This is a genomic window from Candidatus Poriferisodalis sp., assembly GCF_965203655.1.
In the GTDB taxonomy this organism is placed as follows: Bacteria; Actinomycetota; Acidimicrobiia; order Acidimicrobiales; family Poriferisodalaceae; genus Poriferisodalis.
The window spans coordinates 283,218-294,589 of record NZ_CBDBDD010000005.1 but is presented as its reverse complement, the minus strand read 5'-3'; the positions used below and the strand labels follow the sequence as shown (position 1 = coordinate 294,589).

The 11,372-nt window shown below is 67.7% G+C and carries 8 protein-coding genes; 6 read left to right on the top strand and 2 right to left on the bottom strand.

The window, feature by feature from the left end; translation table 11 throughout:
- Window positions 1-1,153 precede the first annotated feature (1,153 nt).
- The 3 genes from ACOGW9_RS05685 to hisC all read left to right on the top strand — a co-directional run bounded on the left by ACOGW9_RS05685 (window position 1,154) and on the right by hisC (window position 5,069).
- Window positions 1,154-2,062, top strand: coding sequence for a polysaccharide deacetylase family protein (locus tag ACOGW9_RS05685; protein WP_419909215.1), 909 nt, complete (start codon window positions 1,154-1,156; stop codon window positions 2,060-2,062).
- A 75-nt stretch (window positions 2,063-2,137) separates the two neighbouring features.
- Window positions 2,138-3,844 carry an ATP-binding protein gene (locus ACOGW9_RS05680; protein WP_419909213.1) on the top strand — a complete coding sequence of 569 codons (1,707 nt, stop codon included), beginning with the start codon at window positions 2,138-2,140 and terminating at the stop codon, window positions 3,842-3,844.
- Window positions 3,845-3,977: 133 nt separating this feature from the next.
- Window positions 3,978-5,069, top strand: coding sequence for a histidinol-phosphate transaminase (gene hisC, locus ACOGW9_RS05675; protein ID WP_419909211.1), 1,092 nt, complete (start codon window positions 3,978-3,980; stop codon window positions 5,067-5,069).
- A gap of 26 nt (window positions 5,070-5,095) precedes the next feature.
- On the opposite strand, the gene ACOGW9_RS05670 is transcribed toward hisC, so the two are convergent.
- Window positions 5,096-6,568, bottom strand: a complete 1,473-nt coding sequence (locus ACOGW9_RS05670) for a pyridoxal-dependent decarboxylase (RefSeq protein WP_419909209.1) — start codon at window positions 6,566-6,568, stop codon at window positions 5,096-5,098.
- Window positions 6,569-6,819: 251 nt separating this feature from the next.
- On the opposite strand from ACOGW9_RS05670, the gene ACOGW9_RS05665 reads away from it, so the two are divergent.
- Together ACOGW9_RS05665 and ung are read left to right on the top strand one after the other, a co-directional pair.
- On the top strand, window positions 6,820-7,890 hold the full coding sequence (locus tag ACOGW9_RS05665; RefSeq protein ID WP_419909207.1) for a phosphotransferase family protein: 1,071 nt from the start codon (window positions 6,820-6,822) through the stop codon (window positions 7,888-7,890).
- A 6-nt stretch (window positions 7,891-7,896) separates the two neighbouring features.
- Window positions 7,897-8,562, top strand: coding sequence for a uracil-DNA glycosylase (ung, locus tag ACOGW9_RS05660; protein WP_419909205.1), 666 nt, complete (start codon window positions 7,897-7,899; stop codon window positions 8,560-8,562).
- Between the two features lie 15 nt (window positions 8,563-8,577).
- Here the strand turns inward: ung and ACOGW9_RS05655 are convergent, their stop codons facing one another.
- Window positions 8,578-9,216: a VOC family protein gene (locus ACOGW9_RS05655; protein ID WP_419909203.1), complete on the bottom strand. Its 639-nt coding sequence runs from the start codon at window positions 9,214-9,216 to the stop codon at window positions 8,578-8,580.
- 64 nt (window positions 9,217-9,280) lie between these two features.
- Here ACOGW9_RS05655 and ACOGW9_RS05650 point away from each other — a divergent pair, with 64 nt between their 5' ends.
- Window positions 9,281-11,362 carry a cell wall-binding repeat-containing protein gene (locus tag ACOGW9_RS05650; RefSeq protein WP_419909201.1) on the top strand — a complete coding sequence of 694 codons (2,082 nt, stop codon included), beginning with the start codon at window positions 9,281-9,283 and terminating at the stop codon, window positions 11,360-11,362.
- Window positions 11,363-11,372 lie beyond the last annotated feature (10 nt).

Genomic DNA, 11,372 nt, shown 5'->3' with positions numbered 1-11,372 from the left:
TGGCGCGCGGGCGCGCCGATTCTGCGGGGGGGGGGGTAGAGCACTAGCTCGCCGTGGCGTCCGCCTGCGCCTGGTCGCGCTGCTGCTGGCCGCGCTGGTTGCCGCGGTCTTGGCTGCATCGAGCCCGGCCGTCGCCCAGACCGCCCCCGATGGCGGGGAGGAAGCTTGGTCCGCCACGCTGACGGTCCAAGATGTGGGGTCGGGGGTCATATTTGGCTGCGATGCAAACAGCGCAACCAACTGCAATACGCACCTGTCGGACTCCAATATCAGGATCGGAGGCACGACCTACAGGGTGAGGGCCATAGCAGCCGGTAACGGCGCGATAGTCATTCAGACGACCCCCAGCATGCCGAATGGCCGGGTCGAAGGCTGGCAATTGGCAATAAACAGAGGTCCATCGCGCGGGCTGACTAGGTACACGCTCAGCGCCGCTAATGAAATATTCGTGGCTGTGTCGGGTTCCCCCATCACGGCGGGCGAAACGGTGAAGATCACGCTGTACAGGCCCTATGAGGACATAGCGGCCGAGGACGCGCGGAAACCGGCCGGCCGCTCCGGCGCATGCGGCTCACCAAACCTGGAAGGCCTATCGGCTGCCAAGCAAGCCGTTCAGGCAGAAAGCGCCGAGAAGGGCTTGTGGCATTGCCACGGCGACGGCGTGTATCACCGGCACCCGGATTGGCGCTACCGTCACCCGGCCCCGGGCCAAGCGGTGCGCGCGACCCCGGACCCGAACCCGGTCGCCCCTGCTCCGGCGACTGCCCCGTCAAGCGCGGCCGATAAGGCGAAAGGCTTCGGCGATTGGCACTCGCACCCTGACGGCAGGTTCCACCGCCACGCGGGCAGGCATTAGCCATAAGCGACCCGCCCCCGCCCTGTCCCTTGCGAGTGCGACTCGGGCGGGTTCTGCGGAGGCTGCGGCCACGCGGGATGCCGGGGGCCGGAGGTGGCCGGCGAGTAGATCGGGGCCACTCCGTCGTGATGCGGCGTCCGATGAGTGAGCGGCCCCGTGCCGTCGCGGCTGCCGTCAGCGCATCATCCGCTGCGCCCCGCTGCCCAATGGCGTCGAGGAGTCCCCGCACAACCCCTTGGAACTACTCGTCCAGGGTTCGGCACCATCCCGTATGACCCCCTTGAGTAGGGTCCGAAGATGAGCTTGTCAAACGGCGCTGCTGCATCCGACGAGACCTCCAACGGCGCTCATGGTCCGATCACCGTGTGTCTGAGCTTCGACTTCGATGCGGTCTCGATCTGGACCGGCCCTCGAGGGTCACGATCGCCCAACCTGACCGCCCGCGGCGAGTTCGCCGCCATCGGCGCGCACCGCCTGCTCGACCTGCTCGGCGAGCGCAGCCTCCCGTCCACTTGGTTCATCCCCGGCCACACCATCGACACCTTCGGCGACGTGTGCGCCCGGGTGGCCTCCGACGGGCACGAGGTGGGCTACCACGGCTACTGCCACGAAGCCCCGTCATCGAAGCGGGACGAAGCCGACGAGCGGGCCATCCTGACCCGATCGATGGACTGCCTCGAACGACTCTCGGGCGGCCTGCCGGTCGGGCATCGGGTGCCGGGCGGCAACTGCGGCGACCGCTGGATCAGCCTGCTCATCGAGCACGGCTTCTCCTACGACTCCTCCATGGCCCGCAACGACTACGCGCCAACGTGGTGCCGACTGGGCGACGTGCCCACCACCGACGGCCCGCACCAGTTCGGCGACGAGGTCGACCTTGTGCAACTGCCGTTCGACTGGATCCTCGACGACTGGCCCTACTTCAGCTACGACGGGCCCACCGTGCAAGGGCTGCGCACACCCGATCACGTCTATGACGTGTGGTCGGCCGAGTTCGACTACCTGAACAACCGCGTCGGCAGCGGGGTGTTCGTGCTCACCATGCATCCCCAGTGCATCGGGCGGGGCAGCCGGATGCTGATGCTCGAGCGGCTCATCGATCACATGGCAGCCCAGCCAAGCGTGACGTTCGCCACCATGGCCCAGGTGGCCGACGACTTCCGGGCCGCCGCCACGCCGGGGGACCGCGCGAACCGTCGCCTGTAGCCGGCAGTTTGCCGGAAATATGTAATCTGTAAATAGCATTATCAAAATGCATAACCGCCTGCTACCCTCGTGGTCATGATCGAGCGGGAGATCACACCGCTGCTCCAGCGGCTCGCACGCCAGTTCCCGGTGGTCGCCGTCACTGGTCCTCGTCAATCGGGCAAGACAACGCTGTGCAGGACGACCTTCGATGGGCTGCGCTACCTGAACCTCGAGGATCCCGATACGCGCGCCTTCGCCGAGACCGACCCGCGCGGGTTCATGGCTCAAGCACAGGGCGGGGCAGTCATCGACGAGGTCCAGCGTGTGCCCGATCTGCTGTCGTACATCCAGGTCGAAGTCGATGAGACCAAGCGCAACGGCCAGTTCATCCTGACTGGCAGCGAGCAGTTCCGGCTCTCCGACGCAATAGGGCAATCGCTTGCAGGCAGGACGGCGCTGCTGCGACTCATGCCGTTCTCGCTCGCCGAGCGGGCGCTCACCGGTGCCAGCGGACACGTCGACGAGATCATCGCGTCCGGCTTCTATCCGCGCATCTACGACCAGCATCTCGATGCCGCCCGTGCGCTCGCCGACTACTTCGAGACGTACGTCGAACGTGATGTCCGGCGCTCGAACGAGATCCGCAACCTGACCAACTTCAGGCGGTTCGTGCGCCTCTGTGCGGGGAGAGTGGGCCAGTTGCTGAATCTCAGCTCACTCGGTGCAGATGTCGGCATCTCGCACGGGACGGCTCGCGAGTGGCTGACGATTCTCGAAGCGAGCTACATCGTCTTCCTGTTGCCGCCGTATCACGCGAATATCGGCAAGCGACTGGTGAAGTCGCCCAAGATCTATTTCTGCGATGTCGGCTTGGCCAGCTACCTGATCGGCATCGAGAACGCCTCCCAAGTCGAGACGCACCCCCTGCGTGGCCATCTCTTCGAGAACACGGTGGTCGCCGAGGCGCTCAAGCAGCGACTCAACCGGGGCCGCGAGCCGCGGCTGTGGTTCTTCCGCGACTCGAACGGACTCGAGTGCGATCTCCTGTGCGAGACCGGCCAAGGCATCGCGGCTGTCGAGATCAAGTCCGGGGCGACGGTGGCGAGTTCGTTCTTCAAGGGTCTTCACACAGTCGCTGACTTGGTGCCCGGCGTGGTGTCGCGCACAGTCGTATATGGCGGCATCGAGCGCCTGGAACGCAGTGGCGCCGAGGCTGTCCCGTTGAGCGGCATAGCCGGTGTGCTCGACCGGCTGCACGTCGACCATGAAGTCGCCGAGTTCATCGAGCGCCGACGAGGGCCTGGACCTCGTCAACAGGATGTCGGGGTGGTCGACGCGGTCTACCGCGGGCATGTGCTGCCGCTGATCGATGGTGTCAGCGCCGCTTGCGAGCGGCTTGGCGCCGAGCTGTTCGGCAGGCACTGGGCATCGGGCAAGTTCGGCTGCGGCCAGACCAATCTCACGACGACGGAGTGGTTCTCCGAAGCCGGTTGGCACGAGTTGCGGGCCAAGTTCATCTCCGTGCCGGGATTTCGGCTGCGCGACGACGAACTGGTCAGATTTGACTTCCGCTATCACTTCGTCGACTACCGGGGCGTCGGCGGGCCGAGCGTCGGCACGAACCTGCATCTGCGCTGGTGGCTGCGTTCGTCGGCAACCGAGTTCACGGTCGAGATCGGCGAGTCGGAAGTGAGGCGCCTCGACCGCGAGATTGCACATGACGAGATCGTGGGGGCGAGACCGGAGACGGACGGTCTCGTGTCACAAATAGTGGCGAGCTTGTTGGAGCGGCTGGCGTGATCGGACGTGGCGTGCTCGGCAGGAGAGTCTGGTTCGACTTCGGAATCTGCCGCACCGACGGCGACCTCGATAGGTTGCCGCCGGACCACATCGCTGTGCCTCGGCGCAGAGCGACACGCGGAAAGGCGATGGCATGATCGGACGACCGAGAGCGGCGGTGGAGGGACTTCCCCAGTACAAGCCCGGCCGCTCCGCAGCGCAGGCCGAGGCCGAGCACAACCTGGCCGAGGCCATCAAGCTGGCATCCAACGAGAACGCCAATGACCCGCTCCCGTCGGTGGCCGAAGCGGTGTCCGAGGCCGCCTTGAGCATGAATCGCTATCCCGACCATCGCTGCATGGAGGTGCGCGAGGCGCTGGCCGACCGCCATGGCGTCGGGCTCGACGAGGTCACGGTGGGCTCGGGCTCAGTGGGCGTGCTGCAGCAGCTCTTTGCCTCCTATGTCGATCCCGGCGACGAGGTGGTGTACCCCTGGCGCTCCTTCGAGGTGCACCCGGTGTTCTGCGCCATCTCGGGCGCCCAGGCTGTGACGGTGCCGCTGGTCGATCACGCTTTCGACCTCGACGGCGTGGCTGCTGCGGTGACCGACCGCACCAAGATCGTCGTGCTCTCCACGCCGAACAACCCCACCGGCACGGTCTGCACCACGACGGAGCTGCAGCGCCTGCTGGCAGCGGTGCCGCCCGACGTCATCGTGGTGATCGACGAGGCCTACCGGGAATTCGTCACCGATCCGGCCGTGGCCGACCCGATCGCGACGGTGCTGCCCGAGCATCCCAACGCCTTGGTGCTGCGCACGTTCTCCAAGGCGTACGGCTTGGCCAACCTGCGTGTCGGCTACGGCGTCGGGCACCCCGACGTCATCGGGGCGCTCGACAAGGTGGCGCTCCCATTCATCGTGAGCGGGATCGCCCAGGTGGCGGCGCTGGCTTCGCTGGAGCCGCGGGCCGGCACGGAACTGGCAGAACGTGTCGCCGGCATCTTGGCCGAGCGCGACCGGGTCAGCGCTGCCATGTCCGATCTGGGCTGGCCGGTGGTGCCCAGCCAGGCCAACTTCGTGTACCTGCCCGTCGGCGACGGGGCGATGGATCTGTTCGTCCGTCTGGAGAAGCAGGGCTTGGTGACCCGCCCGTTCGAGGGCGAGGGCGTGCGCATCAGCCTGGGCACCGCGGCCCAGAACGACCGGCTGCTCGCTGCTCTGGGGCCGTTCGACCGGACCAGCTGAGGCGCGCCGGTCGAGTCAGGCCGCGGCTAGACGGCAGCCTCGCTGATCAACTTCCAGAGCATGTCCATCTGCGCTCGGTCCGTGCGCGACTGGCCCACGGCGACCCGGATGATGCTGCGCCCGTCCAGCTTGGAGGGAGTCAGGTAGGCCACGCCGCTGTCGTTCACGGCTGCTGCGACCGCGTCGGTGGCGCGGTCGGCGGCCTCGGCCGCCGCGTCGCTGCCGTCCGCAGCTCGACAGCGGAAGCACACCAGCGAGAACGGGTGCGGGGCGACGATCTCGAATCGATCATCGGTGCTGAGCCGCTGTGCGAACTCCTGGGCCATGGCCACGTGATGGCGCACCATCTGGCGGATCCCCGATGCGCCGTAGCTGCGCAGCACCCACCACAGCTTGAGGGCCCGGAAGCGGCGGCCCAGCGGCACCTGCCAGTTGCGGTAGTCGATCACGTTGCCGGCATCGCTCTGGGTGTTGCGCAGGTAGGGCGGGTCGATCGACAGGGCATCAGTCAGCGCCGCCTTGTCGCTGACGTAGAGCGCTGAGCAGTCGAAGTTCACCATCATCCACTTGTGCGGGTTGAACACGTAGCTGTCCACCAGCTCCATTCCGTCGTTGTGATGGCGGAATTCAGGACAGATCATCGCCGTGCCCGCGTATGCCGCATCGACGTGGTGCCACAGGCTGTGCCCGATAGCGACGTCAGCGATGGCTCGCACGGGGTCGACCGCGGTGGTGCCGGTGGTGCCGACGGTCGAACCGACAAAGGCAGGCACCAGACCGGCTGCCAGATCTGCCCCGACGGACACAGCCAGGGCGTGAGGCCGCATCGCCTGGTGCTCGTCGACCTCGATGAGCCGAACGTGACCGAACCCGGCCACGTTGGCGCTCTTCTCCACCGAGCTGTGCGCCTGAGCGGAGGTGTAGGCGACCATCTGCGTCGCCGGCTGCCCGCTGCGTTCGGCGGCACGGTGGCGGGCCGCCACCAGCGCAACGTGGGTCGCGTCCGATGCACTGCCCTGCAGGACGCCACCGCCCGCGGCTGTGGTCTTCCAGCCCTCCGGCAAACCCGTCAAGTCCACCAGCCAATCGAGGACGTGGCTCTCGATCTCGGTCAGCGCGGGTGAGGCCGACCACAGCAGGCCGATCAGCCCCAGACCCGCCGACACCGTGTCTGCCAGCACCGAGGGCGGCGAGTTGTTGGCGGGGAAGTAGGCGAACCAGCCCGGGTGCTGCCAGTGCGTGACGCCGGGCAGCACCACCCGGTCCAGATCGGCGAGCAGGTGCTCGAAGGGCTCGGGTTCATCCGGGGCTGCGTCGGGCAGCATTGCCCGGATGTCACCCGGCTGCACGGTCGAGGCCACCGGCAGCGACTCGATGCGCTCCCAGTAGTCGGCGATCCAGTCGATGACCGCCCGTCCGTGCTGTCGGAACTCGTCGGGTGTCATGTGCGAGGGCGGCGAGGTCGACGCCAAGGGCATGTCCGGATCGGGCTCGTCCATGGCGCCGACGCTACTTGTGGCCCAACACAGGCAGCTCAGTTCTGAGTCGCCTGCGGTGCTTGCAGAAGACGCCGCGCGCACTGGCGTCACCTCTCGTCGCGTCACCTGTCATTTCCCGCTCTTGTTCGCTGCGGTCGCAGGACACCGGTCGACGCCGTGCGCAGCCCGCTGCCGCGTGAGGCAGTTGCCGTAGTGTGTGCGGATCGCGCTGGCACGCAGCGAGTGTTGCGACGCAGAGGGGGACAGGCGAGATGACGGACGGTGCGAACGACGGCGCTGCGGCTGCGGGAATCCTCGGTTATGACGTTCCCGCGGTGGAGGCGTGGATCGACGCCAACGTGGACGGCATCGAGCCGCCGTTCGAGTGGAGCCAGCTCGAGGGAGGGCACAGCAACCTCACCTACAAGCTCACCGCTGCAGACGGCACCACCGCCGTCGTTCGCCGCCCGCCGATGGGGGAGCTGCTGCCCAAGGCGCACGACATGGGGCGCGAGTTCACGATCATCAGCGGCTTGGGGCCCACCGATGTGCCGGTCGCCATCGCGTACGGGTACTGCGAGAGCCCCGACGTGACCGGGGCGCACTTCTACGTCATGAGCTACGTCGAGGGCAAGCCGCTCTTCGAGTCTGCCGACGCCCGCGAACACCTGACCGCCGAGGGCCGAGCGCATGTCGGCATGTCGTTCATGGACGTGCTGGCGGCGCTGCACTCGGTAGACCCCGACGATGTCGGGCTGGGCGAACTGGGCAAGAAGGAGGACTACGTCGGGCGGCAGATCCGCACGTGGTACCGCTCGTGGACCGCCTCGGCCGAGTCGGCCCAGTACGACACACCGGTCACCCACGAGCTGCACGACTTCCTGCTGGAGCGCAAGCCAATCCAGGGCCCCGCCCGAGTGGTGCACGGCGACTACGGGCTGCACAACTGCCTGTTCAACCCCGCCGGCGAGCTGCAGGCGGTGCTGGACTGGGAGATCTCCACCCTCGGCGATCCGCTCGCCGACTTCGCCTATGCGCTCAACAGCTGGACCGAGCCCAGCGACGACATCCTGGAAGGCTCCGACCCGCCGACGCTGGTGGACGGCTTCGTCGGCCGCGCCGACCTCATCGAGCGATACGAGCAGCGCACGGGTGCCGATCTGTCAGACCTGGCGTACTACGTCAGCTTCAACCACTGGAAGTCGGCCTGCATCATCCACGGCGTGTACGCCCGCTACATGCGCGGCCAGAAGCCTGCCGACGATGTCGACTTGGACCTGTACCGGGCACGCATCGGCCGGGGCATCGAGCTGTCGGCCGCTGCCGCCGAGACGATCTCCTAGCGGGGCATGCCGCGCACCGACTGGAACCCGATCCTCCGGGGGGAATTCGACAAGCCGTACTGGCCGATCCTGCAGCAGTTCGTGGCCGACGAGCGTGCCCAGGGAGCGGTGTATCCGCCCCACGACCAAGTCTTCGCAGCGCTGCACCTGACGCCCTACGCCGAGGTGAAGGTGTTGATCCTCGGCCAGGACCCGTACCACGGTCCCCGCCAGGCGCACGGGCTGTGCTTCTCGGTGCCCCATGGCATCCAGCAGCCGCCGTCGCTGCAGAACATCTTCGCCGAGCTGCGCGACGATCTCGGGATCGAGCCGCCGTCGCACGGGAACCTGGAAGGGTGGGCGCGCCAGGGGGTGCTGCTGCTGAACGCGTTCCTGACCGTGCGTGCCCGCCAAGCTGCCTCGCACCGTTCGGCCGGCTGGGAGACGTTCACCGACGAGGTGATCCGGGCGGTCAGCGCCAAGCCCGAGCGAGTGGTGTTCATCCTGTGGGGCGCGTTTGCCCGTCGCAAGAAATCGCTCGTAGACCTCACGCGCCACGTGGTCATCGAGTCAGCCCACCCGTCGCCGCTCAGCGCCCACAGCGGCTTCTTCGGCAGCAAGCCCTTCAGCCGGGCCAACGCCGCCCTCGCGGCCGCCGGCCGCCAGCCGGTCGACTGGCGCCTGCTCGACTGATTCAGCGCTGAGTGCTCAGCGCAGTGTGACGCACCCGTTGGGTGTGTCGAGCACGGCTTCGACGCTGACCGTGTCGCCGGCTTCAACAGCGACGTCGATGCCGATCGAGCGATGCAGCGCCCGGATGTGATCGGGGTCGGGATGGGTGCCTGACATCGAGACCAGGGTGCAGCCGGTCGGCGTGACCGTCGCCGGATGGGTGGTGTCGCCCCACTCGATGACGAACGGGGCCAGCCCGGCCCCTGCAGCGAGGCCGGCGGGGGACAGCGTCAGCGACCAGTGGATTTCCTCGCCGTCGGGCTTGACACGGCTCATCGAGATGATCTCACCCGGGTCCTCGCCGCAGGAGCACATCGCGGCGACCACGTCCTCGATGGTCTCGCCGTCAGAGGCATGAATGGCGAACGTCACCAGCTTCGGCCCGTCCAGGCTGTCGATGCCGAAGGGCCGCGGGTTAGCCGGCTCGGGCTGGTCGGGGTCGGGAGCGATGATCTCGAGGTACACGTCGTCGCCGAGCGACATGAGCGTGTTGCGGGTGCCGACACCGGGATGGGGCCCGCCGGGCGCGGCCCGCATGCCGACGAGTTCTTCCACCGCGGCAGTCCCGGCCTCGAGGTCGGGCGCCGCGACGACGATGTGATCGATTGCAGCCATGCGGGCACGTTAGCCACGACGGGCCGGTCGGTAAGCTCGCTGTGTGCGCGGATCGTCACGATTCATGGACGACGCGAGTCGGCCGCGGATGCGTCGCCTCGGTCTGGCAGTGCTGGCCTCGCTGGTGACGTTCGGCAGCGCGGTCGTCTCGCCGACGAGCCCAGCAGCAGCGGCTGAGGACGACGGCTCGAGCAACGGCGCGGACGTGTCGGTGACGCGTTATGGCGGCGCGGATCGCTATGAGACGTCGTTGCAGATAGCCGAGGCGGTGGCTGCCGACGCCGGCGGCTCGCTGGAGTGGGTGGTGCTGGTCTCGGGCGAGCGCTGGACTGACGCCGTGGTGGCCGCGCCGTTGGCGGGCGCGCTCGGGGCGCCGGTGCTGTTGACCCAGCCCGATGAGCTGCGGGCCGACGCGCTCGATTTCCTGCGGCGAGTGGGCATCTCGAAGGCGCTGGTGGTAGGGCCTGACGCGGGCGGAGGCGCGCACGGCCCTGGCCGTGGTGTGGGTGCCGAGGTGCTTGAAGCGCTGGGCAAGGCCGGCATATCGGCAGAACGCGTCGCCGGCGATGATCGTTATGGCACCGGGGTGGCGGCCGCTCGGCGGGTCACGCCGGGCGTTGTGGGAGTGCTGGGCCGCACGGCGGTGATCGCCAGCGGGGAGGCGTTCGCGCATGCTCTGGCGGCGGGTCCGTTCGCAGCCCGTGGCGTCTATCCGGTGCTGCTGACGCCTCCAGATGAGCTGCACGTCGGCGTGGCGGACTATCTGGACGACGCCGGCATCGAGAACGTCGTGCTGATGGGCGGCACCGCGGCACTGTCAGACGGGGTGGAGCAGTCGCTCGAGGATTTGGACGTTCCTGTCGTCCGTTTCCGAGGCGTGAACCGCTATGAGACGGCGGGCACGACTGCCCTGGTTGTCGGGGCTCGCTTCGGCGAGCTTCCTGACCGGCCATGTTTCGCCTCTGACACGATCGGGGTCGCCAGCGGCCAGATGCCCTTCGACGCATTGAGCGCTGCGCCGCTGCTGGCCAGGCTGTGCGCCCCGCTGCTGCTCGCGGAGCCAAACGAGATCCCCGACGACACTGCATTCTGGCTCGACGCTGCACGTGAGGTGCACGATGGCGTGAGCTTGCGGGTATTCGGCGGCGACGCAGCAGTCTCGGGGGCAGCAATCGACGCCTATCTCGCCGACCAAGCACTGGACGCCGGCCAAGAACCCGACGCCATGCAAGAAGAGACCGCCGGCGAAGGCGCGGAGACCGCAGAGCCCGACGAGATCGGGCCTGGTGTGCTTCCCCCAGGCACGTGCGGGGGCCCCATCGACGATGAGCCAGTCCAGCTGGTGGCTCACACCAATGCCGAGGACCCGGCGTGGTCGCCCGATTGCAGCCGCCTCGTGTACACCCAGGACGGCTCGCTGTGGACAGTCGGCAACAACGGGGCCGATGCCCGCAAGCTGCTGGACAGCGACGGTGCCTACCTGTACTCCGCCGTGTGGTCGCCCGACGGCACGCGGATCGCCTATGTGCGCGGGCGCAACGACGAGAACGGCATTTGGGTCGCGCACATCTGGACGGTCAACATCGACGGCAGCCACAACAATCAGCGCACCGAGGGCGAGGTGGTCGATCGCTGGCCTACGTGGTCGCCTGACAGCAAGTGGATCGCGTATGAGCGCTCGACGATCAGCGGCCGCGACGAGTACGGCCACGTGCAGCACGACGATCGACACATCGTGGTGATGACGTCGTACGGCAACAAGCCGCGGGCGCTCAACGAAGGCGGGCCGTGGGAGCACAGCCCTGCGTGGTCGCCCGACGGCAGCGAGCTCGCGTTTCAGCGCGACGGGTTCTTGATGGTTTCCGACATCCATGGCGACAAGGCCCGCCGCGTGCGCGCTGGGGTGTATTACGACGGCGGGCTGTCATGGTCGCCTGACGGCACACGCATGGCGTTCGTGCGCGGCGACGGGATCACGACATCGATTGTCATTGCTGATATGGAGGGCATCGACAAAGAGGTGATCTTCGACGAGGGCCTGCGCACGCTCGCTCCACGGTGGTCGCCCGACGGGCAGCTCGTGGCATTCCACACCATCGACGACGAGGGCAGGCACCGCACCTATGTGACCGGGGCCAGCGGCTAGCGATGCGCCA